Genomic DNA, 21,442 nt, shown 5'->3' on the forward strand with positions numbered 1-21,442 from the left:
GAACTGCGAGACTGCGAAGCCGCACCAGACTACTCCGGTGCGGTTTCGCAGCGAGATGGCATGAGCCGGCGCAGATGAGGACACCGGCACAAGATCGGCTGGCGAGGCATCCTCCAGCGGACGGTCGGCACGTCCACTGGCCTTCTTAGCTGAATAGCATCACCCGGTCGGGGCGTCACGCCATCAACCTGTTCTGAGTCTCGTCGCCATGAACGATCCAGCAGCTGGGCCCCCGTGTGGACCCAGCCGCATCGTCTACTCACAGGTCGGTTACCAGAGTTCGGCGCGTCAATAGCGCTTATGGCGTGACAACCACTTCGGTATCGTCCTTTTCGCTTTCACCCCCGGCCACGGGGAGCCGCTTGTTGCGGCGGACCGAGGACCAGAAGGAGGCACCGATGAGGACGACACCGATCATGCCGGTGATGAACTCGTTGATCTCGTACTGGATGGTGACCAGGAGGACGGCGGCGAGGGCGCCGATGGCGTAGTGGGCGCCGTGCTCCAGGTAGACGTAGTCGTCGAGGGTGCCCTCGCGGACCAGGTAGACGGTCAGGGACCGTACGTACATGGCGCCGATGCCGAGGCCCAGGGCCATCAGGACGATGTCGTTGGTGATGGCGAAGGCGCCGATGACGCCGTCGAAGGAGAACGACGCGTCCAGGACCTCCAGGTAGAGGAACATGAAGAACGCGGCCTTGCCGGCCAGCTTGACCGCCGACTTCGGCTTGCCCGCCCGCTCGGCGGCCTCTTCCGCCTCGTGCTCGCGCTCCTCCTCTTCCTCGAGCTTGTCCTCGAAGAAGCCGGAGAGACCGCCGACGACCAGATAGGTGATCAGACCGGCGATGCCGGAGAGCAGGACCGTCTCCGCCTTGTCGGCGTGGGTGCCGCCGTGCTGGTGGGCATGGGCACCGAAGGTGATCGCGGAGATCAGCAGCACGATCAGGGCGATGCAGACCGACAGCATGTCGACCTTGCCCAGCTTGGCCAGCGGGCGCTCCAGCCAGCCGAGCCACTTGATGTCCCGGTCCTCGAAGATGAAGTCCAGGAAGATCATGAGGAGGAACATGCCACCGAACGCGGCGATCGACGGATGCGCGTCGGTCACCAGTTCCTGGTAGCGGTTCTTGTCGGTGAGGGCGAGGTCGACGGCCTCGATCGGGCCGAGGGACGCGCTGACCGCGACGATGACGACCGGGAAGACCAGACGCATACCGAAGACGGCGATCAGGATGCCGATGGTGAGGAAGATCTTCTGCCAGAAGGCATTCATCTTCTTCAGGATCCCGGCGTTGACCACCGCGTTGTCGAAGGACAGCGAGATCTCCAGGATGGACAGGATCGCCACCACTCCGAAGGCGGCCCACCCCCCGTAGAAGATCGCGGCCACCAGGCCGAGCGCGGTGACCGCGAACGACCACCCGAAGGTCTTCAGGATCACCGGTCAGTTCACCGTGCCTTCGGGGAGGAGGGCGATGCCGTCGTCGTCGGCGTGCAGGATGTCGCCGGGGCGGAAGGTGATGTCCCCGATGGTGACGGGGACGTCGACGGCTCCGGCGGAGTCCTTGGCGCTCTTGCGGGGGATGGTGCCCAGCGCCTTGATGCCGAGCCGTAGTCCGGCGAGTGCGGTGCTGTCGCGGACTGCGCCGTGCAGGACGAGGCCGGCCCAGCCGTTGTCCTGGGCGGCGCCGGCGATGAGGTCGCCGACCAGGGCGGTGCGCAGGGAGCCGCCGCCGTCGACGACCAGGACGGCGCCGTCGCCCGGGGTGCGCAGCAGGTCGCGCAGGAGGCCGTTGTCCTCGTGGCAGGAGACAGTCCGGACGCGGCCGGCGAAGCTCCGGTGGGCGCCGAACTGGCGGAACTGCATGTCGCAGACGCGCAGGTCTGTGCCGTACTGGTCGACGAGGTCGGCGGTGGGGACGGGGGTGACCGTCTCGGGCATGGTGATGCTCCTCTTCGTTCGGGGCTGCCGCGCCCGTTTCTCATCCGGCCGTCAGGAGGATGGCGCGAGCGCGGCAGCCTGCTCGGGGGTGAGGGGACGGGTGGCGTGTCCTCGCAGGAGGAGGTGGAGTTTGGCGGTCTCCTCCAGCTCCTCGATCGCGTCGGCGGCCTGTTCCATCGACGTGCCGGCTATGACGGGCCCGTGGTTGGCGAGGAGGAGGGCGTGGTGAGTGCGGGCCGTCCGTTCGGCGAGCGGTTCGAGGCCGCTGTCACCTGGGGCGTGGTAGGGGAGGAGGGGGAGCTTTCCGACGCGCATGGCGTAGTAGGCGGTGAGCGGGGGCAGCGCGTCGGCAGGGTTCACGTCGGCGAGGCAGGAGACGGCGGCGGCGTGGGTGGAGTGCAGGTGGACGACTGCCTGGGCGCCGGGGCGGACCCGGTAGAAGGCGGCGTGCAGGAACGCCTCCTTGGTGGGCCGGGGTCCGTCGAGGTGCTTGCCGTGCAGGTCGGTGCGCGACAGCTCGCCTTCCTCGACGGTGCCGAGGCTGGAACCGGTGGGGGTGAGCAGCAGGGTGCCGTCGGCCAGACGGACGGACAGGTTGCCGGTCGAGCCGTGGGTCAGGCCGCGGGTGAACAGGGAGCGGGCGGTACGGACGATGAGCGTGCGGGCGGCCGGCTCGTCGGTGTAGGCGGTCACTCGGCCTCCGTGAGGGCGCGGGTGAACAGGTCGGGGGCGCCGAAGTTGCCGGACTTCAGCATGAGGGCGAGGTCGCCGCTCTTGGTGGTGGCGTAGGTCCACGGCACCCCCGGGTCGGCCTCCTCGCCGACGAGGACGGCGCGGATGCCGAGGGCGGTGGTGACGGCACCGGAGGTCTCCCCGCCGGCCACCAGAAGACGGCGTACGCCGCGTTCGACCAGGTGGGTGGCGAGGGTGCCGAGCAGTTCTTCGACCTGCGCGGCGGCCTCGGCGACACCCAATTGGGCCTGCACAGCAGCCAGTTCGTCCGGTGACGCGGAGGCGTATATCAGGACGGGCAGGTCAGTGTCCTGTCCATCGTACCAGGCGAGGGCCTCGCCGGTGACGTCGCGGCCGGCAGCGGCGGCGAGGACGTCGAGGTGGAGGGAAGGCAGACCGGCGGCGTAGAACTGGGCGATCTGCTCCAGGGTGCGGGCCGAGCAGCTGCCGGCAAGGACGGCCGCCCGACCGTCGCGCGGCCAGGCTTCGGCGGCGGCCGTACCGGCGGCCGGGTAGGCGTGTCCGAGTCCTTCGGCGAGGCCGGCGGCACCGGCGACGACCGGCAGTTCGAGCGCGGCGGCCCCCAGAACGGCGAGGTCCTCGTCGGTGAGGGCGTCGGCGATGATGTGCCGGACGCCGGACTGCTGGTGGGCTACGACGGCGTCTCGGACGGCTTCGACTCCGCGGCGGACGGTGGTCCAGCCGATCAGGGCCACCTGGTGGCGGGTCTGCGCGGACAGCAGGCGTACCAGCGCGGAGTCTGTCATGGGGTTGAGGGGGTGGTGGCGCAGCGGGGAGTCGGACAGCAGCTGGTCGTGGACGAAGAGGTGGCCCTGGTAGACCGTGCGCCCGTTGGGAGGGGAGGCCGGGCAGTGCAGGGTGACGCCGGCGCCGGCGGCGTCCATCAGGGCGTCGGCGACCGGACCGATGTTGCCCTGCGGAGTGGAGTCGAAGGTCGAGCAGTACTTGAAGTACACCTGCGCCGCGCCCTTGGACCACAGCCAGCGCTGGGCGGCGAGGGAGTCGGCGACGGCCTCGTCGGCGGGCGTCGAACGCGACTTGAGGGCGACCACGGCGGCGTCGCAGTCCGCAGGAAGCGCGGTCGTGTCGTCCGGGGTGCCGAAGACCAGGGCGGTGCGCAGGTCGGCACGCCGGAAGGCCGCGGCGACATCGGTGCCGCCGGTGAAGTCGTCGGCTATGCAGCCGATGCGCAGGGTCATGGTCGGGGTCTCTCCTCGAACGTGCGGGTGGTACGGGAGGCGGATCGGGGCGGGCGGCGGAGGCACCCGCCCCGGAGTGGGCGGGTCAGTTCTGCCCGGCGCCGATGGCCTTGATGACGGCGGCGGTGAACTCGGTGGTGGAGGCGGAGCCGCCGAGGTCGCGGGTGGAGGTGCCAGCAGCGATCGCGTCGGCCACGCCCTTCTCGATGATCTTCGCGACGGTGGCGAGCTTCTCGTCGCCGTGCTTGGCGGCGAGCCACTCGAAGAGCATGGCGCCGGAGAGGATCATGGCGACCGGGTTGGCGATGTTCTGCCCGGCGATGTCGGGGGCGGAACCGTGGGACGCCTGGGCCATGGCGGTGGTGGCGGAGGAGTTGATGGACGGGGCGGTGCCGAGCGAGCCGGAGATCTCGCCGGCCAGGTCGGAGAGGATGTCGCCGAACATGTTCTCGGTGACGATGACGTCGAAGTCCTGGGCGCGGCGCACCAGGTGGACGGTCATGGCGTCGATGTGGAAGTCGTCCACGGCGACGTCCGGGTAGTCCTTGGCGACTTCCTGGCACACGGTGCGGAACAGGCCGGTCGTCAGCTTGAGGACGTTGGCCTTGTGGACGATGGTGAGCTTCTTGCGGCGCGAGCGGGCCAGGTCGAAGGCGACGCGGGCGACGCGCTCGGTGGCCTCGCGGGTGATGATGCCCAGCATGATCGCGGTGTCCGGGGTGGGCATGAACTCGCCGGTGCCCGCGAAGGTGTTGCGGTCGGCGTAGAAGCCCTCGGTGTTCTCCCGGACGATGACCAGGTCGGCGTTGTCGCAGACGGCCTTCGCGCCGGGGAAGGACTTGGCGGGGCGGATGTTGGCGAAGAGCTGGAAGTGCTTGCGCAGGGTGCCCGAGGGATTGAGGGCGGACTTGTGCGGCTCTGGGTAGCTGACCGAGTCGTGCGGGCCGAGGTACCAGCCGTCGAGGCCGGCGAGGGCGTCCTTGGTCTCCTCGGGGACGGGGGTGCCGTGGGTCTCGATGGCGGAGGCGCCCAGCGGCAGCGTCACCCAGTCGACGGAGACGCCGGCGGCCTCGGCGGCGGCGGTGGCGATCTCGACGGAGGACGGGACGATCTCGGGGCCGATGCCGTCGCCGTCGAGGACGCCGAGGCGGTAGGTCTTGCTGCTCATGGTGCGGGTTCCTCTCAGAACAAGAAATGATCAGGACAGTGCCGAGGCGGCGTCGGTGAGCGCGGTCCAGGAACGGGCGGCGGCCTTATTGCTGTCGCCGTCCTGGGTGTGCTCCAGAGCCAGCCAGCCGGTGAAGCCGCCGGCGTGCAGTGCGGTGAGGAGCTCGGGGAGCCGGGGATCACCGACCGTCAGGGGCCCCCGGGTCGGGGCGGCGGCGAGTTGCAGGCAGCCGGTGACGGCGGCGTGGTCGGTGACAGCCCGGACCACGTCGACGCCCTCGGCGTCGAGGTGGTGGGTGTCCAGCACCAGGCCGGTCGGGGCGTCGAGCGAGTCGAGGACGGCGAGGGCCTCGGCCGGGGTGTGCCACAGCGAGGTGTTGGCCCGCGACTGCGGCTCCAGCAGCAGCCGGCTTCCGCGCGTGGCGGCCTCCTCGGCCAGTTGCTCCACGGCACGCTCGGCCCACAAGCGCTGCATGTCCGCGAGGCCGGGCAGGAAGGTGCCCCGGGTCTGGCCGAGCGAGACCGGCACGCCCAGTTCCCCGGCCAGCCGGGCCGCGCCAAGCAGCCGGAGCAGCGCATGCCGGCGGACGTCGGGGGACGGGTCGGTCAGGGTCAGCCGGTCCTGCGCCGCCACCGGTCCGGTGCCGATGCCCAGGACCTTCAGGCCGGCGGCCTCGACGGTCCGGGCCAGCGTCTCGGTGTCGTGCGCGCCGGTCTCCCGGACCTGTACCTCCACCCCGTCGTAACCGAGTTCGGCCAGATCGCGGACGGCCTCGGCGAGCGGCGCCGAGTGGCCGAGCGGCATGGATGAGACACAGTCGTTCCCGGAGACCGTGTAGGCCACCGGCCAGGGCAGTACTGCGCTCATGGCGTGACCACCTGCGCCCCGACCGGGACGAGCAGGCCGCGCAGCTCACGGGCGGCGGCACCGGCGCCGTCCAGTACCGGCACACCGAGCAGGGCCGCCAGGGCATCGCGGACCGGCGTGAGCGAGTACTGCGCCAGGAGCACCGCGTCGGCGTCTGTGCCCCCGACCGTACGGAGGGCGTCCGCCAGGAGCCGGGCCGCCTCCTCGGGGCCGGCACCGGCGGCAGCCTCGCTCAGCGCGGTCACGATGTCGACCGGGCGGCCCGGGCGGACGGCCGGGACGAGCGCTTCCAGCTGGGCGACTGCCGCCGGTACGGCCGGCGGGGTGGAGGCGACGACGGCGATCTGCCGGTACGGGCCGGCCAGGGCGGCCTTGAACATCGACTCGTCCGACTTCAGCACCGGCACGTCCCACAGGACGCGGGCGGTGTCCACCACCTCCCCGTAGGAGGAGCAGGTCAGCAGCAGACCCTGGGCGCCACCGTCCATGACGTGTGCGATCAGCCGGAGCATGCGGCGACGCAGTGCGTCGGTGAGGCCGCCGGTCGCGTTGGCGTCGTCCAGCAGGCGGTCGTCCAGCACGTTCCAGACCGTGGCCTGCGGAAACTCCTGGGCGAACGCGTCCTGGGCGATGCGGTGGGCGGCCGGCACGGCGTGGATCATGGCGACCAGGGGAGGGGATTCGATCACCGGGTTCTTACCTCTTCCGGTAGGCGGGGACCGGCAAGGGTCCCGACCGAGGACCGGTCTCCGGACGACGCGGGAAATGTTTCCCGACGGCGGAGGACACGGGCCCGAGATGGGGGCGGCAGCGTGGTGTATCGGTGCCGCGCCGCCACTCTAGGTCCAACCGGTCAACCGGTCAACCGGTTGTGTGCAGGGCTGGGCCTCCGGCTGCCGGAAGAGGTCCGGCAGCCCCCGTGGCCCCTAGCCCTCGCGCTGTTCGAGCGCCTTCATCAGGCGCCGGGAGGCGCCGTCCATGTGCCGGGCCATCGCCGCGCGGGCGGCCTCCGCGTCACCGTTCGCGACCGCCTCGAAGATCGGTACGTGGTCGTCGTAGGCCACCTTGCGGGAGCGGACCGCCCCTGTGCGCTCCACCCAGCCGCGCTGGATCATCGCCCGCATCCCCTTGAGCATGTCCCGCAGCACGGTGTTGCCGGCCAGTTCGCCCAGGGCGGCGTGGAAGGCGGTGTCCGCCTCCGGGAACTCCGCGTCCGGGCACTCCCGCATCGCCGTCAGTCGGGTCCGGAGCAGTTCGACGCCCGCCTCGTCGCGGGCCTGTGCGGCCAGTCCCGCGACGATCACCTCCAGCTCCGCGCGGGCCTGCACCATGTCCCGGGCGCCCCGCTCGCCGAGCACCAGCCCCAGTTCGAAGAGCCGGTAGAGCACGTCCGAGTCGGTGCCGCGGAAGTACGTGCCGCTCGACTGCCGGATCTCCAGCAGGCCGAGAAAGCCCAGTGACTTGATCGCCTCGCGCACGGTGGGCCGGTTCACCCCGAGCATCTCGGTGAGCTGTCGCTCCGAGGGGATGCGGTCGCCGGGCTGGACCTCGCCGGACATCAGGTAGTCGATCAGGCGGCGGGAGACCTCGGCGGCCAGCGGCTCGCGCGGCTCGACCGTGATTCTGGCGAGTTCGGTCATCGATTTCCTCACTTCGGTATTGACGCGATGGCCGGATTCTAGTTACCTACCGGCAATCCGGTAAACCGGTTGTCCGGAAGCCGGCGGGTCCGAGTCACCCGCCTTCCCCGTGTCGGCCACCCCGGACGTCCCAGCCATGCCAGGCGCACCCCTGACCTCCCCACCGGGCCCAGCCCCGCCACGACCGTGCGCCCGCCGAGCCCGCCGTACAGGAGCCGCACGTACCATGACCGACCCGACGCACGAGCCGAGCACGGCCTTGTGTGCGCTGCCGGTCGCCACCCGAACCGACACGCACTGACCTCACGCGCCGTTCCGCGCCGCCGCCCGCCCGGCGGCCCTCAGCCCTGCCCCAAGGAGCAAGGAGCAACGATGCTCGCCGTCCTCGGCTTCGCCACCCTGGGCAGCTTCATGCTGCTCGTGATGCGGAAGTACCTCTCCGCCTTCACCGCCATCATGCTCACCCCCCTCGTCGCCGCCGTCATCGCGGGCAAGGGGAGCCAACTCGGCGACATGATCATGAACGGGCTGGACACGGTCGCGCCGACCGCCGCCCTCCTGCTGTTCGCCGTCCTCTACTTCGGCCTGATGATGGAGGTGAAACTCTTCGAGCCGATCGTCCAGGCCATCGTCCGCGCCTCCAAGGGCGACCCGGTCCGCATCGTGGTCGGCACCGCCGTGCTCGCCCTCCTGGTCGCCCTCGACGGCGACGGCACCACCAGCTACATGATCGTCTGCTCGGCGTTCCTGCCCATCTACCGCCGCCTCGGCATGAATCCCCTCATCCTGGCGACCCTGGCGGCCATGGCGCTGGGCACCATCTCCGGCACCACCCCCTGGGGCGGCGCGGCCACCCGCGGCATCAGCGTCCTGCATCTGAACGCGAGCGAGTACTTCGTCCACATGATCGGCCCCATGGCGCTCACCAGCCTGGCCATCATCGCCGTCGCCTACTGGCTCGGCCTGCGCGAACGCCACAAGATCGACGCCGAGAAGCTGGCCGCCTACAAGTTGGAGATCGCCTCCGGCGAGGCGTTCGAGCCGATCAAGGTGGACTGGCGTCTGTGGTTCAACGCCGCGCTCACCCTGCTCCTGATGGTCCTGCTCATCGCCGAGGTCGCCGACCTCCTGGTGCTGTTCATGGTCGCCTTCGTCATCGCCCTGCTCGTCAACATCCGCTCCATCGGCGACCAGCAGGACCTCATCAAGCGCCAGGCCGCGAACGCGGTCCCGGTGATGATCCTCGTCCTGGCCGCCGGCGTCTTCACCGGCATCATGACCGACTCCGGCATGATCAAGGCGATGGCCGACGCGGCGCTGTCGATCGTCCCCGACGGCTGGGGCAACGTCATACCGCTGTTCACCGCGGTCCTCGCGCTTCCCCTCGGCTTCTTCATGTCGAACGACGGCTACTGGTTCGGTGTGGTCCCCGTCCTCGCCGAATCCGCGGCCCACTACGGCATCCCGGCCAACGAGATCGCCCGCGCCGGAGCCATCGGCCAGATCCTCCACATGATGGGCCCCACCAGCGCGCCCCTGTGGGTCCTCCTCGGCCTGGTCAAGGCGGAACTGGGCGACTTCCAGAAGCACGCCCTGCGCTGGGGTGTCCTGGTCTCCTTCGCTTACATCGCCTTCGCCCTTCTCACCGGCGCCATCAGTATCACCTGAGCCGTGTGCGTGTCCTTCGTTCCCCGGACCGCTGGCACACCCTGTCGAAGACTTCTCGCCGGCGCATTCGGCACCGTGCTGGACAACCCCGCCACCCGTACCCGCGACATCGGCGGCACCCTCGGCACGGCCGACTTCGCCGCCGAGATCCGCCGCACCATCGAGCACACCGGAGAAGCCGCCTGATGATCGTCTCCACCGACCCGGCCACCGGCACCGAACTCGCCCGCTACACTCCCCAGTCCGCCGAGGAGGTCGACGGCGTCCTCGACGCGGTGGCCGACGCCCAGGCAGCCTGGCGACGGCGTGACATCACCGACCGGGTGCCCCTGCTGCGGGAGATGGCCCGTGTCCTGCGCGAGGGCAAGGACCACTACGCGGCGCTCATCACCGCAGAGATGGGCAAGTCGGTCACCGAGGCCCGCGCCGAGATCGAGAAGTGCGCGACGACCTGCGAGTACTACGCCGAGCACGCCCCCGAGCAGCTCGCCGACCGACCCGTCGCCTCCAACGCCACCGAGAGCGCCGTCGTCTACGACCCGCTCGGTGTCGTCCTCGCCGTCATGCCGTGGAACTACCCCTTCTGGCAGTTCTTCCGCTTCGCCGCTCCCGCCCTGGCGGCTGGCAACGGCACCCTGCTCAAGCACGCCAACAACGTGCCGCAATGCGCCCTCGCCGTCGAGGAGGTGGTCCGTAAGGCAGGCGCCCCCGAGGGCCTGTGCCGCACCTTGCTCATCGAGGTCGACCAAGTCGCCGGAATCATCACCGACCCGCGCGTCGCGGCGGTCACCCTCACCGGGTCCACCGAGGTCGGTGCGATCGTCGCCGCCCAGGCCGCGGCCGTGCTGAAGAAGCAGGTCCTCGAACTCGGCGGCTCCGACCCGTTCATCGTGCTCGCCGACGCGGACATAGCGGCCGCCGCCGCCACCGCCGTCAAGGCCCGGTACGTCAACGTCGGCCAGTCCTGCGTCAACGCCAAGCGGTTCATCGTCGAGGAGGCAGTGGCCGACGCGTTCGTCGCCGCCTTCACGGCCGCGGCCGCGGAACTGAAGGTAGGCGACCCCTCCGACCCCGAGACGGCGATCGGCCCGATGGCCCGCGCCAATCTCCGCGACACCCTGCACGACCAGGTCCGTCGCACCGTCGACGCCGGCGCTGTCCTCGTCCTCGGCGGCGAGGTCCCTGACGGCCCGGGCTGCTACTACCCGCCCACCGTCCTCGACCACGTCCGCCCCGGGATGGCCGCTTTCGACGAGGAGACCTTCGGCCCGGTCGCCGCCATCACCCGCGTCGCCGACGCCGACGAGGCGATCACGCTGGCCAACCGGACCGAGTACGGCCTCGGCGCCGCCCTGTGGACCACAGACCTGGAGCGCGCCCGTCGGCTCACCCGCGTCATCGACGCCGGTGCCGTCTTCGTCAACGGCATGGTTGCCTCCGACCCCCGGCTGCCCTTCGGCGGTATCAAGAAGTCCGGCTACGGCCGCGAACTCGGCGCCGAGGGCATCCGCGAGTTCACCAACACCAAGACTGTCTGGATCGGCCCCGCCGCCTGACCACCCCCACCCGGAGTAACACCGTGCACGACCACCCTTGCGACCAGCCCTGCTTCAGCTCCTTCCCGCCCGCCGTGTTGCGACCGGCCGAACTGACCGCTTTCAGCCGCGGTGGCGGCGCCCGAACGATCCCCCTGGTGACCAAGGCGACCGGAGCCGAAGTCTTCCTCACCGGACAGACCCTCTTCGACGGCGGCGCGGGCATCGCCCTGCACACCCACAACTGCCCGGAGAGCGTCACCATCCTCGAAGGCGACGCCATCGTGGAGATCGACGGCACCGAACACCACGTCACCCGCTTCGACACCACCTACGTCCCCGCCGGCATGCCCCACTGCTTCCGCAACGCCTCCGCCACCGAGCCGATGCGCATCCTGTGGATCTACGCCACCGTCGACGCCACCCGCACCATCGTCGAGACCGGCGTCACCGCACGGGTAGACGCCGAGCACGCCAATGCCGCCACCCAGAACCACGGCTGAGACCAAGAAAGAAGCACCCATTGATCACCGAGATCGCCCAGATCGAGATTCACCCCGGCCAGGAGCAACGGTTCGAAGAGGCCGTCGCCCAGGCCCTTCCCTACTTCCTCGCGGCCGACGGCTGCGACGGGGTCGACCTGCACCGCAGCGTCGAACACCCCTCGCGCTACCGGCTGATGGTCCGCTGGGAGACCGTCGAGCATCACACCGTCACCTTCCGCGCCTCTGAGGGCTTCGCCAAGTGGCGGACCCTGGCCGGACCGCACTTCGCGACTCCGCCGCAGGTCGAACACGTACATTCCGTCCTTGCACCATGACGTCGGCGGCCGGGACCGACCGGGCCCCGGCCCACGCGGAGGCATCAGAGGATGACAGCGCCCAGGGCTCACGGCCCCACCCCGCTCACCCGGCGGACGGCCGCCCGCATCGTGGAGTACAGCGCGCGTCGATCGGCATGCCCGTCGGCGCGCGCCTGGTCGAACGGGCCCTGGCCGAACAGCTGAGGGTCTCGCGCTCACCGGTCCGCCAGGCCCTGCATCCGCTGGGGACGATGGAGTGGTGGCCGCCGCCGAACGGGGCGGCTGCACCGTCGCTCTCACCGGTCCGGCCTTGACCGAGAAGACGCGCCGCAGGGAGTCGTCGACTGCTGTCACCGTCGCGATCTCATAGGCGTCTGACAGGTAGACCTCACGGAAAAATCAGGGTCCTGGGCGAAGGTCACTCACATGCACGCACACCGTCCCCGTACCCCCGCCACCGAGCGCACGCGCCGCTGGTTCATGAACCGTTCCCTGCTGCTGGGAGGCGCCGCCGCCGTGGCGACCATGACCGGCTGTTCCGCCGGGGCGTCCGACACGAGCGGCTCCGCGTCCGGCGGCGCCCAGAGCGGGACGCCGTCCGGTGGGCCCGGCGGCGCCGGGGGCATGGGCCCCGGTGCCACCGAGGTGAAGTACGCCGACTTCAAGGGGGTCACCACCGATGGAAAGGTCGTCGACGATCTGTTCTCGATCCACTCCACCGGTGTCTCGACGGATGCGGTGGTGAAGGCCGCGCAGGCGTTCCTGGACGGACTCAGCACCAAGGTGCGCCGGGCGTCCGTGTTCGACGTGGACGACGACGAGTGGCTGGCCTGGAGCAACGTCGACGGCTACGAACGCGAGGGTGCCCGCATGGGCGACCTGACCGAGAAGCAGCGCAACCTCGGCTACGCCCTGCTCGGTGCAGCTCTGTCGGCCGACGGGCTGGCCCAGACCCGCAACATCATGAAGCTCAACGCCTTCCTCGGTGACTACAACGGTGGTGGCAAGGAGACGCTGACCGAGGGGCACTATTACTTCACCTTCATGGGAACCCCGTCCACGTCCAAGCCCTGGGGCTTCCAGTACGAGGGCCACCACGTGGCCATCAACTACTTCGTCCTCGGCGACCAGGTCGTCATGTCCCCGACCTTCATGGGCTCGGAGCCGACCTCGGCCACGTACAACGGCGAGAAGATCACCCTCTTCAAGCCGGAGACCAAGGCCGGTCTGGCCCTGCTGCGGTCCCTGACCTCGGCGCAGCGCAAGAAGGTGGTCTCCGCCGACGAGAAGGGCGGCACCGACATGGTGGCCGGGGCCGGCCAGGACAACCTGAAGCTGGCCTACCAGGGCCTCGCCGCCAAGGAGTTCACGTCCGCCCAGCGCCAGAAGCTGCTCGACCTGGTCGGCGTCTACGTCGGTTACATGGACGACGGCCACGCCGCGGTGAAGATGAAGGAGGTGGAGGAGCACCTCGACGACACGTACTTCTTCTGGATCGGCGAGAGCGAGGACTCCTCCGCCTTCTACTACCGGGTGCACAGCCCGGTCGTGCTCATCGAGTACGACGCCCAGTCTCCGCTGGCCTACGGCGAGAACGCGCAGATGGGCGGCGGTGGCGCCCCCAGCGGCCGGCCGTCCGGCATGCCGAGCGGTCAGCCCACCGGCATGCCCAGCGGCGGCCCGGGCGGTGGCGGCATGGGTATGGGTGGCACCCCCACCCAGCAGCACATCCACACCATCATCCGCACGCCCAACGGCGGTGACTACGGCGTGGACCTGCTCAAGCTCCACCTGGAAACCGACCACTGACACCTGACGTCCGTGACGGTGACGTGCCGCGTTCCGACACCCGTGCCGTAGGGGTGCGGGCAGCCCGGTCCCGGTAGGCGTCGTGTGAAGCCGATGCCTGCCAGGACCGGCCGCGTGCTGCGCGCCGGATCAGACCTGTGCGGGGAACAACAGGCAGTCGTCCGGGCGGATGATCAGGTTGATCTCGCCGTCGGTGTGCCGGACGGGGCTCTCGGCGTGGACGCGCAGGTCGCCGACGCTGAGTTCGTACTCGAATCGAGCTCCAGTGTAAGAACACTGTTCGATCCTCGCCCGGAGCACATTGACGGCACCGTCGTGCGGGGCGTCCGCGCGGTCGGTGAGCGTGATGCGTTCGGAGCGCAGGCCCACGGTGGCGGACGACCCCGCGGAGCAGACGCCGGCCACCCTCAAGCGCTGGCCGGTCTTACCCAATTCGACCTGTACGGTTTGGCCCTCGGTGGAGTCGACGCGCCCCTCCAGGAGATTGCAGCGGCCGATGAAGCCGGCTACCTCGGGGGTGGCGGGGGTCTCGTAGATCTCGGTCGGTGTGCCCACCTGCTGGAGGCGGCCGTGCATGAACACAGCGATGCGGTCGGACAGGGACATCGCCTCGACCTGGTCATGGGTGACGTACACGGTGGTGATGCCGACCTCGCGTTGGAGGTCTTTCAGCCAGACGCGGGCCTGGTCGCGCATCTTGGCGTCCAGGTTGGAGAGCGGTTCGTCCAGGAGCAGGACACCGGGGGAGTAGACGATGCCTCGGGCGAGGGCGACGCGCTGCTGCTGTCCGCCGGAGAGCTGGTGGGGGTAGCGGTCGCGCAGGTGGGCCATGTCGACCTTGGTGAGGGCGTCGTCGATGAGGCGCCGTCGCTCGTCCTTGGCGACCTTGCGGAGCTTCAGCGGCAGTGCGAGGTTGTCGGCGATGGTCATGTGCGGCCAGAGCGCGTACGACTGGAAGACCAAGCCGAGATTGCGGCCCTCGGGGGGCACCGTGTGGCGCGGGGTGCCGTCGAAGAAGACCTGGTCGCCGACGCGGATGGTGCCCGAATCGGGGGTCTCCAGACCCGCGACGCACGACAAGGTGGTGGACTTGCCGCAGCCCGACGGGCCGAGCAGCGTGAAGAACTCCCCGTCGGCGACGGTGAAGTTGATGTCCTCCAGGACCGCGGTCCCGTGGAAGGACTTCTTGATGTTCTCGACGACCAGCTCAGGCATGCTTCTTCCCCTTCAGGAGGAGACCGGCGAGGCCGGCGACGACGGCGGTGACGGCGATCTGCAGGGTGGCGAGGGCGGCGACAGAGCCGGTCTCACCCTGGGTCCACAGGTCGATGGCAGTGGTGCCGATGACCTGTGACTCGGCTCCGGCGAGGAACATGGCGGGGGCGTACTCGCGGATCATCTGAGTCCAGATGAGCAGGAACGAGGCGAGCATCGCGGGCAAGAGGAGACGGAGCATGATCCGGGACACCGTGCGCCACCAGTCGGCGCCGGCGACGCGTGCGGCGTTGTCGAGTTCGGCTCCGAGCTGCATGGTCGCCGGGGAGATCGCGCCGTACGCCGACGGGAGTGCCCGGATGCCGAAGGCGATGATCAGCGCGAAGAGCGTGCCGCGCACCAGGTCGCCGCCGGGCATCCAGGTGAAGGCCCAGAACAGGCCGATGCCGACGATCAGGCCCGGGACCGCGTGCGGCGACTGCGCGGTCGTCTCCAGGAGCCGGGCGAAGCGGAAGTCGGAACGACGCGCCACGAAGACCACCACCGTGCCGAACAGGGTCACGGCCACCGCCCCCACGTAGGCCACGGTGATGCTGTTCACGATCGACTCGGTGTAGGGCGCGTAGTCGAAGATCAGACGGAAGTTGTCCAGGGTGAGCAGGTCGAACGGGTTCACCAGCGGAGTGAGCAGCGAGGTGAACGCGCGCAGGATGAGCGCGAGCATCGGCAGCAGCGCGCCGAAGACGACGTACAGACCGACGAAGGCGAAGCCCAGCCACTTCCAGGCACCGATGTCGAGCAGGTCGGAGCGGGTGGCCTTGCCGCGCACCGACACGAACCGCTGGGCGTGCTTGAGCAGCCGCGTCTGGAACACGACCAGGCCGATGGTGGTGAGCAGCATGAAGGTGGACGCCGCGCCCAGCAGGCCGTAGTCCGGGTTGATCGAGTCGATGCCCTGCTCGTAGAGGAAGTTGGAGAAGAGGGTGATGCCGGCGGGCTCGCCCAGGATGAGTGGGATGGACAGTGTCTCGATCGCCGTGCCGAAGATCAGCAGGCCCGCGTAGAGCATCGGTGGACGCAGCATCGGCACCACGACCGAGCGCAGGATGCGCAGAGGTCCCGCGCCGACGCTCCGGGCCGCGTTCTCCAGCGAGGTGTCGGAGGCGGCCAGCGCGTTGGCGCAGAACAGATAGGCGATGGGGACCTGGGCGACGGCCTCGACGAACGCCATGCCGGGCAGCGAGTAAAGGTTCCAGGGCACCCAGCCGAGGCCCTCGCGCACCGCGCTGGTCAGGAAGCCGGCCGGGCCGTAGACGACGATCCAGCCGAAGGCCAGGACGAGCGGGGAGATGTAGATGGGCCAGCGCAGCACCTGGCCGAACAGGCGGGCGGCGGGGAAGCGGGTGCGCTCCAGCAGGATCGCCATCGGCACCGCGATGGCGAGCGCGAACACGGTCGTCAGGACGGCGAAGAGGAGGGTGTCGAGGATGATCGAACCGAAGCCCGCCGACGTGAACAGGTGGGTGTAGTTCGAGAGGGTGAAGGCGCCGCCGGCCGCGTACAGGGGCTGGTTGCGGACCGACTGGTAGAGGATCGGTACGACGGGGGCGAGGACGAGCACGGCGGTGACGAGGAACGTCAGCCAGTGGATGGTGACTTCACGTCCGGCGCCGAACAGGCGCCGGTACTGGGGCGTGCCCAGCTCGCCCGCGCGCGGGGTGCGGGACGGGGCGGGTGGCGCCTGGGGTGTCTGGATGGCCATGGCGACTCCGTACGGACGGGGCGGGTGCAGGGGGCGTTGGGGCGGGCGCGGTCGGCTCAGCTCGCTGCCTTCTGCCAGCGCGCGACGTATGCCTCCTGCACACGCTCGGGGACCTGCACGGGCCGGTACATGTGGACGCGCTCCGCGCCGAGCTTGCGCCGCATGTCCTGCAGGCTGTCCATGGCGTCCTGGCGCACGTCCGGCCGGTACGGCACCAGGCCGCCCTCGGCGACCGCCGCCTGCCCTTCGGCGGAGAGCAGGAAGTCCAGGAAGAGGCGGGCCGCGTTGGGGTGCGGGGCGGTCTTCACGATGGACACTCCACGTGGCATGACGACGGTGCCCTCCGCGTAGTAGCTCCACCCCAGCAGGCCCCCGCTGTGCTCGGCGGCCGGGATCGCGACGCCACCACTGAGGTTGATGGAGAAGTCGTACTCGCCGGAGACGACCTTTTCCACGAGCGTGCCGGAGGAATGGTCGGCGTGGGCGAACGGCAGCAGCCGTCGGAACGTGTCCCAGCCGCCCGCGACGTTCGAGGTGTAGCCCTGGTTGCTGGCGTAGCCGTAGGCGTTGGTCGGGTCGTAGACGCCGATCTTCCCGCGGAAGCGGGACGGCTGCGCTTCCACGATCGCCGCCAGTGTCCGGAGACCGTCGGGGAACTGGTCCGGGGCGAGGGTCTTGCGGTTGTAGATGAGGGCGACCGGGTCCGTCGACATGGTCCATACGCCGGGCAGCAGTTCGGCCCAGTCGGGCAGGTGGTCCTTCTCCGGCGAGCGGTAGTCGTCGGCGGCTTTCCGGGTCGCGTAGTCGCCCCAGAGGGGGCCCGCGTTGTTGGCCAGCACGTCGGCGGGGGAGGTGCCGGCGGCGGATTCGCTGTAGTAGCGCTCGTAGACGGCGGAGCCGCCGAGGTTGGTCGCCCGGATGTCCGACAGCCAGGGGTAGCGCCGGGCGAACGCGTCGAAGACAGGCTGCCAGTTGGTCTGCGAGGTGTTCGAGTAGATGAGGAGTTTCCGCTCCCGCCGTGAGGCGTCGACGATCGTGTCGTAGGCGGCGGGGTAGTACGCGGGGGATTGTGGGGCGGCGGCGTTCGCCTCGTCGGCCGTGCAGGCGGAGAGTGTGCCGCCCAGGGAGGTGAGGCTTCCGACGGCCGCGGCACCCCGTAGGAGGTGACGGCGGGAGGGGCCGGGGCTGGACGATGGTCCCGGTGCGGGTGTGCGGGGGATGGTGGACATGGCGGCTCTTCTCGTAGGGGGCGCAACGGCGCTGTCAGCTGCTTCGAGAGACCGGCGGGGTCGGGTGACGCCGGTGGGCGTGGGGGTGGCGAGGGGCGGGCGCGGTGCCGTCCGGTTACGACGCCGCGATGGCGCGGCGCACTACGTACGGCAGGATTCCGCCGTGCCGGAGGTAGGCGAGTTCCTGGCGCGAGTGGAGGCGCAGCCGGAGGCGGACCGTGGTGCGGGAGGCGTCGGGCCGGGTGAGGGACAGGGTGACGGGGTTCGTGCCGACGCGCAGGTCGGCGAGGCCGTCGAAGGTGAGTTCCTCCTCTCCGGTGAAGGCGTGGGCCGATGCCGTGTCGCCGTCCGCGAACTCCAGGGGCAGCACGCCCATGCCGATCAGGTTGTTGCGGTGGATGCGTTCGTACGACTCGGCGATCACCGCCCGCACTCCCAGCAGTGCCTGTGCTTTGGCGGCCCAGTCGCGGCTGGAGCCGGCACCGTAGTTGCGGCCCGCGACGACGACCAGATCGTGGCCCGCGGCACGGTAGGTCGCGGCGGCTTCGTGGACGGGCAGGACGGCGGAGCGGTCGGCGGTGTGGGCGTGACCGCCCGTGAAGGCGTCCGCCGACGGGAGAAGCAGGTTGCGGACGGCCGCATTGGTGAAGGCCCCGCGCAGCATGACCTCGTGATTGCTGCGGCGGGTCGAGTACTGGTTGAGGTCGCGGCGGGCGACCCCGCGGTCCGTCAGCCAGCGCCCGGCGGCGCTGCGCGCCGGAATCGCGCCGGCCGGTGAGATGTGGTCCGTGGTGACGTCGTCGCCCAGCACCATCAGCGCCTTGGCCCGCTCGACGCGCAGTCGGTCGGGCGGTGAGGCGGACAGGCCCGTGAGGTGCGGGGGGCGGCGGATGTAGGTGGAGTCCGGATCCCAGGAGAAGCGGACGCCGTCGGGCGCCTCGATCTCGTGCCACGCCCGGGAGCCCTCGCGCAGCCGGGTGGCGTTGGTCCGGAACATCTCGGGCCGTACGGAGGCGGCGACGCGCGCGGCGACCTCCTCGTCGGTGGGCCACAGGTCCTTGAGGAACGCGGGGGTGCCGTCCGCGCCGGTACCGAGCGGGTCGCGCTCGAAGTCGTGCAGGATCGAGCCGGCCAGCGCGTACGCCACGACCAGTGGTGGCGAGGCGAGGTAGGACTGGGCGACGCGCGGGTTGACGCGGCCGGCGAAGTTGCGGTTGCCGGACAGGACGGCCACCGGATCGATGTGGGCGTCGGCGGCGAGCCGCTCCAGTTCGGGGTGGAGCGGGCCCGAGTTGCCGATGCAGGTCATGCAGCCGAAGCCGACGATGTGGAAGCCGGTCTGCGCCAAGGGGTCCAGGAGCTCGGCCTCGCGCAGGTAGTCCTCGACGACCCGCGAGCCGGGTGACAGGGATGTCTTCACCCACGGCTTCGCCGTGAGCCCGGCCCGCTGTGCCCGTTCGGCGAGGAGCGCCGCCTGCACGACCAGCGTCGGATTGGCGGTGTTGGTGCAACTGGTGATGGCCGCGATGGCGACCGGCCCCTCGGGGAGCCGCTCTGCGAACTCCGTCGTGTGTGCAGGCCGACCGGCGGTGGTGGACCGGAAGGACTTGGGCACCCGGGACAGCGGAAGCCGCTGATGGGGCAGATCGGGGCCGGCCACGCTCGGCTCCACCGTCGCCAGATCGAGGTCGATGACGTCGTCGTAGCGCGGCTCGGGCCGGTCGGTGGTGCGCTTGAGGCCCTGCGCGGTCAGGTAGGCGTCGACCAGTCGTACGTGTGCCTCGTCGCGGCCGGTCAGCCGCAGGTAGGCGGCGGTCTCGTCGTCGTACGGGAAGTAGACGCAGGTCGCCCCGTACTCGGGCGCCATGTTGGAGACCGCGGCACGCTCCGCCCACCCGAGGGTGGTCGCACCGGGGCCGCAGAACTCCACGAACCGGTCCACCACGCCCTTGGCGCGCAGCAGCTCGGTGAGGGTGAGCGCCAGGTCGGTGGCGCCGACGCCGGGCCGCAGCCGCCCGGTCAGACGCACGCCCACCACGCGCGGGTACGGGATGGTGACCGCCTCGCCCAGCATGGCGGCCTGCCCCTCCAGTCCGCCCACGCCCCAGCCGACGACGCCCAGGGCGTTGATCATCGGGGTGTGGCTGTCGGTGGCGACGAGCACGTCCGGGTGCAGCCATGGCAGGCCGCCCTCGGCCGGGTCCTCGTCGCGCCAGACCACGCGGGCCAGGACCTCCATGTTGACCTGGTGGATGATGCCGGTGCCGGGCGGCACGACCCGGAAGCCGCGCAGGCTGCGTTCGGCCCACTTCACGAACGCGTAGCGCTCGCTGTTGCGGCGGAAGTCGATGAGCAGGTTGCGCTCGACGGCGTCGGGGTGCCCGTACTCCTCGACGATGACCGAGTGATCGACGGTCAGGTCCACGGGGACGGCCGGTTGCAGCCGTTCCGGGTCGCCGCCGAGTTCGGCGACGCTGTCGCGCAGGGCGGCGAAGTCGGCGAGGGCGGGCAGACACGTGGTGTCGTGCAGCATGATCCGGTTCGGGTGCACCGGGAGCTCGCAGTCGCCGTGGCCCGAGCGGGCACGGGCGAGTACGTCGCCGAGCGCGGCGGGGGAACGGCGGGCGACGTTCTCCAGCAGCACCCGGACCGCGTACGGCAGTTCGGCGAGCCGCTCGGCGGGCAGCAGCCCGGCCAGCGGCTGGTACCGGTACGAGTGCCCTGCGACGGTCAGGACGGCGGTGGCGGTGGGGTCCGTGCGGGGGTCTGTGCTCATGGTCCCTGCTGTCGTTCCGGGAAGAGGAGCCCACGGGCGCATGGCGCCGGGCGCGGCCCATATTGTCTCAAGCCGCTGATTGATACAACTGTTGGAGCGCCGGATTCTCGGAAACCCCCGATGGCGGAGAAGGGCGCTCGTGGAGTGAGGTGCTCAGCCCTGCGTCTTGATGGCGCGGACCTTGTCCAGGTGGCGGCGCAGGAAGGCGGCCGCCTCCTCGAGCTTCCCGTCCTCGATCAGGTCGAGCATGTGCAGGTGCTCGCGGGCCTGGCCGGCCAGGCGGGAGCGGTCGACCTGGTGGCGGTACTCGATGAGGCGGCGCAGCCGGTGCTGCCGGCGCGCGGCGTCCAGGAGGAACTGGTTGCCCGAGAAGCTCACGAGCATCTCGTGGAACGAGGCGTTGACGTGGAACAACTCCGCCCGGGGCAGCAGCAGGATGTCTCCGCGCAGCAGGGCCTCCTGCTGCTTGCGGTGCAGGGCCGCGGCCTCGGGGTCGATCGTGAAGCCGGGCTCCAGCAGGGCGTTCGGCTCGATGATCATGCGGAAGCGGTAGCTCTGGTCGTGCGCCTCGACGGTCGAGAGCACCTGCTGGAACTCCCAGCCGCGTCCACCGGCCTTGCGGCGCACCAGGTCCTCGGACTCCATGCGGGCCAGTACCCGGTCGGCCTGGCGTGCCGACAGGCCGTAGCCGCGGCTGATGTCGGCCGCGGTGAACGGGCCGGTGAACCGTCCCCCGATGTAGTCGTCGGCGATCCGGAAGTACGCGTCCTCCTCGAGGTCGGCGCCCGCCGCGAGATCCGTCCCGGTCAGAGTGGCGGCGTCACGGTCCAGGAAGAAACCCCGATTCGGCTCCCGCCTCAGGATGCCGACCTCGGCGAGGAAGAGCATCGCCTTCCGGGCCGGGGTGCGGGAGACGTCCAGCTCGTCCGCCGCCCACTGCTCGGTGATGTGCGCGCCCTCCTTGAGGCCGCTGCGGCGCAGGAGATCGACCAGGCGTGTGGCGATGGAGGTGGTCAGGTTGGGCCGCGACATCAGTCTGCGCTCTTCGGAAGGGGACGTGGGACGCCCCATCTTACG

General features: G+C 70.3%; 19 protein-coding genes. 6 read left to right on the forward strand and 13 right to left on the reverse strand.

Going from position 1 to position 21,442, the window contains the following annotated elements; all coding sequences use genetic code 11:
* Positions 1-298 precede the first annotated feature (298 nt).
* From ACFZP7_RS34110 to ACFZP7_RS34145, 8 genes are all read right to left on the reverse strand, one after another.
* Complete coding sequence (locus ACFZP7_RS34110) at positions 299-1,441, reverse strand: DUF475 domain-containing protein (RefSeq protein WP_385638120.1); 1,143 nt, start codon at positions 1,439-1,441, stop codon at positions 299-301.
* Between the two features lie 3 nt (positions 1,442-1,444).
* The gene (rraA, locus tag ACFZP7_RS34115) at positions 1,445-1,942 is read right to left on the reverse strand and encodes a ribonuclease E activity regulator RraA (protein WP_385638123.1); all 498 of its coding nucleotides are present in this window, start codon (positions 1,940-1,942) and stop codon (positions 1,445-1,447) included.
* 51 nt (positions 1,943-1,993) lie between these two features.
* Positions 1,994-2,635, reverse strand: coding sequence for a 3-oxo-tetronate 4-phosphate decarboxylase (gene otnC, locus ACFZP7_RS34120; protein WP_385638126.1), 642 nt, complete (start codon positions 2,633-2,635; stop codon positions 1,994-1,996).
* Positions 2,632-3,894, reverse strand: a complete 1,263-nt coding sequence (gene otnK / locus ACFZP7_RS34125; protein ID WP_385638129.1) for a 3-oxo-tetronate kinase — start codon at positions 3,892-3,894, stop codon at positions 2,632-2,634. Before otnK ends, otnC begins: the two co-directional genes overlap by 4 nt.
* 85 nt (positions 3,895-3,979) lie before the next feature.
* On the reverse strand, positions 3,980-5,062 hold the full coding sequence (locus ACFZP7_RS34130; RefSeq protein WP_239099474.1) for an isocitrate/isopropylmalate dehydrogenase family protein: 1,083 nt from the start codon (positions 5,060-5,062) through the stop codon (positions 3,980-3,982).
* Between the two features lie 30 nt (positions 5,063-5,092).
* Positions 5,093-5,929, reverse strand: a complete 837-nt coding sequence (locus ACFZP7_RS34135; RefSeq protein WP_385638131.1) for a sugar phosphate isomerase/epimerase family protein — start codon at positions 5,927-5,929, stop codon at positions 5,093-5,095.
* Positions 5,926-6,618 (reverse strand): aspartate/glutamate racemase family protein, encoded by a 693-nt coding sequence (locus ACFZP7_RS34140; RefSeq protein WP_385638134.1) that lies wholly within the window; start codon positions 6,616-6,618, stop codon positions 5,926-5,928. Before ACFZP7_RS34140 ends, ACFZP7_RS34135 begins: the two co-directional genes overlap by 4 nt.
* Before the next feature lie 237 nt (positions 6,619-6,855).
* Positions 6,856-7,569, reverse strand: a complete 714-nt coding sequence (locus tag ACFZP7_RS34145; RefSeq protein WP_385638137.1) for a FadR/GntR family transcriptional regulator — start codon at positions 7,567-7,569, stop codon at positions 6,856-6,858.
* A gap of 372 nt (positions 7,570-7,941) precedes the next feature.
* Between ACFZP7_RS34145 and ACFZP7_RS34150 the strand changes: the two genes are divergently transcribed.
* From ACFZP7_RS34150 to ACFZP7_RS34175, 6 genes are all read left to right on the forward strand, one after another.
* Entirely contained in the window at positions 7,942-9,237 is a 1,296-nt protein-coding gene (locus tag ACFZP7_RS34150) for a CitMHS family transporter (RefSeq protein WP_385638139.1), read from the forward strand.
* A gap of 185 nt (positions 9,238-9,422) precedes the next feature.
* The gene (locus tag ACFZP7_RS34155) at positions 9,423-10,793 is read left to right on the forward strand and encodes an NAD-dependent succinate-semialdehyde dehydrogenase (protein ID WP_385638142.1); all 1,371 of its coding nucleotides are present in this window, start codon (positions 9,423-9,425) and stop codon (positions 10,791-10,793) included.
* A gap of 137 nt (positions 10,794-10,930) precedes the next feature.
* Positions 10,931-11,275 (forward strand): cupin domain-containing protein, encoded by a 345-nt coding sequence (locus ACFZP7_RS34160; RefSeq protein WP_385638145.1) that lies wholly within the window; start codon positions 10,931-10,933, stop codon positions 11,273-11,275.
* Positions 11,276-11,295: 20 nt separating this feature from the next.
* The gene (locus ACFZP7_RS34165) at positions 11,296-11,592 is read left to right on the forward strand and encodes an antibiotic biosynthesis monooxygenase family protein (RefSeq protein WP_385638148.1); all 297 of its coding nucleotides are present in this window, start codon (positions 11,296-11,298) and stop codon (positions 11,590-11,592) included.
* Between the two features lie 137 nt (positions 11,593-11,729).
* Positions 11,730-11,888: a GntR family transcriptional regulator gene (locus tag ACFZP7_RS34170; protein ID WP_385638578.1), complete on the forward strand. Its 159-nt coding sequence runs from the start codon at positions 11,730-11,732 to the stop codon at positions 11,886-11,888.
* Between the two features lie 112 nt (positions 11,889-12,000).
* Positions 12,001-13,383: a DUF3500 domain-containing protein gene (locus ACFZP7_RS34175; RefSeq protein WP_385638150.1), complete on the forward strand. Its 1,383-nt coding sequence runs from the start codon at positions 12,001-12,003 to the stop codon at positions 13,381-13,383.
* Positions 13,384-13,512: 129 nt separating this feature from the next.
* Here the strand turns inward: ACFZP7_RS34175 and ACFZP7_RS34180 are convergent, their stop codons facing one another.
* From ACFZP7_RS34180 to ACFZP7_RS34200, 5 genes are all read right to left on the reverse strand, one after another.
* Positions 13,513-14,598 (reverse strand): ABC transporter ATP-binding protein, encoded by a 1,086-nt coding sequence (locus ACFZP7_RS34180; protein ID WP_385638152.1) that lies wholly within the window; start codon positions 14,596-14,598, stop codon positions 13,513-13,515.
* The gene (locus ACFZP7_RS34185) at positions 14,591-16,360 is read right to left on the reverse strand and encodes an ABC transporter permease (protein WP_385638155.1); all 1,770 of its coding nucleotides are present in this window, start codon (positions 16,358-16,360) and stop codon (positions 14,591-14,593) included. Before ACFZP7_RS34185 ends, ACFZP7_RS34180 begins: the two co-directional genes overlap by 8 nt.
* Positions 16,361-16,416: 56 nt before the next feature.
* The gene (locus tag ACFZP7_RS34190) at positions 16,417-17,589 is read right to left on the reverse strand and encodes an extracellular solute-binding protein (RefSeq protein WP_385638158.1); all 1,173 of its coding nucleotides are present in this window, start codon (positions 17,587-17,589) and stop codon (positions 16,417-16,419) included.
* A gap of 115 nt (positions 17,590-17,704) precedes the next feature.
* Positions 17,705-20,365 carry an aconitate hydratase AcnA gene (gene acnA / locus ACFZP7_RS34195; RefSeq protein WP_385638161.1) on the reverse strand — a complete coding sequence of 887 codons (2,661 nt, stop codon included), beginning with the start codon at positions 20,363-20,365 and terminating at the stop codon, positions 17,705-17,707.
* Positions 20,366-20,518: 153 nt separating this feature from the next.
* Positions 20,519-21,397, reverse strand: coding sequence for an FCD domain-containing protein (locus tag ACFZP7_RS34200; RefSeq protein WP_385638164.1), 879 nt, complete (start codon positions 21,395-21,397; stop codon positions 20,519-20,521).
* Between the last annotated feature and the right edge of the window lie 45 nt (positions 21,398-21,442).

It is taken from the genome of Streptomyces sp. SudanB5_2050, assembly GCF_964272335.1.
Lineage (GTDB): Bacteria > Actinomycetota > Actinomycetes > Streptomycetales > Streptomycetaceae > Streptomyces > Streptomyces rochei.

Excerpts from the sequence above, each read along its gene's own strand:
- rraA (WP_385638123.1), bottom strand. The coding sequence starts at position 1,942 with ATGCCCGAGACGGTCACCCCCGTCCCCACCGCCGACCTCGTCGACCAG.
- otnK (WP_385638129.1), bottom strand. The coding sequence starts at position 3,894 with ATGACCCTGCGCATCGGCTGCATAGCCGACGACTTCACCGGCGGCACC.
- ACFZP7_RS34130 (WP_239099474.1), bottom strand. The coding sequence starts at position 5,062 with ATGAGCAGCAAGACCTACCGCCTCGGCGTCCTCGACGGCGACGGCATC.
- ACFZP7_RS34135 (WP_385638131.1), bottom strand. The coding sequence starts at position 5,929 with ATGAGCGCAGTACTGCCCTGGCCGGTGGCCTACACGGTCTCCGGGAAC.
- ACFZP7_RS34145 (WP_385638137.1), bottom strand. The coding sequence starts at position 7,569 with ATGACCGAACTCGCCAGAATCACGGTCGAGCCGCGCGAGCCGCTGGCC.
- ACFZP7_RS34150 (WP_385638139.1), top strand. The coding sequence starts at position 7,942 with ATGCTCGCCGTCCTCGGCTTCGCCACCCTGGGCAGCTTCATGCTGCTC.
- ACFZP7_RS34155 (WP_385638142.1), top strand. The coding sequence starts at position 9,423 with ATGATCGTCTCCACCGACCCGGCCACCGGCACCGAACTCGCCCGCTAC.
- ACFZP7_RS34170 (WP_385638578.1), top strand. The coding sequence starts at position 11,730 with ATGCCCGTCGGCGCGCGCCTGGTCGAACGGGCCCTGGCCGAACAGCTG.
- ACFZP7_RS34175 (WP_385638150.1), top strand. The coding sequence starts at position 12,001 with ATGCACGCACACCGTCCCCGTACCCCCGCCACCGAGCGCACGCGCCGC.
- ACFZP7_RS34180 (WP_385638152.1), bottom strand. The coding sequence starts at position 14,598 with ATGCCTGAGCTGGTCGTCGAGAACATCAAGAAGTCCTTCCACGGGACC.
- ACFZP7_RS34185 (WP_385638155.1), bottom strand. The coding sequence starts at position 16,360 with ATGGCCATCCAGACACCCCAGGCGCCACCCGCCCCGTCCCGCACCCCG.
- ACFZP7_RS34190 (WP_385638158.1), bottom strand. The coding sequence starts at position 17,589 with ATGTCCACCATCCCCCGCACACCCGCACCGGGACCATCGTCCAGCCCC.
- acnA (WP_385638161.1), bottom strand. The coding sequence starts at position 20,365 with ATGAGCACAGACCCCCGCACGGACCCCACCGCCACCGCCGTCCTGACC.
- ACFZP7_RS34200 (WP_385638164.1), bottom strand. The coding sequence starts at position 21,397 with ATGTCGCGGCCCAACCTGACCACCTCCATCGCCACACGCCTGGTCGAT.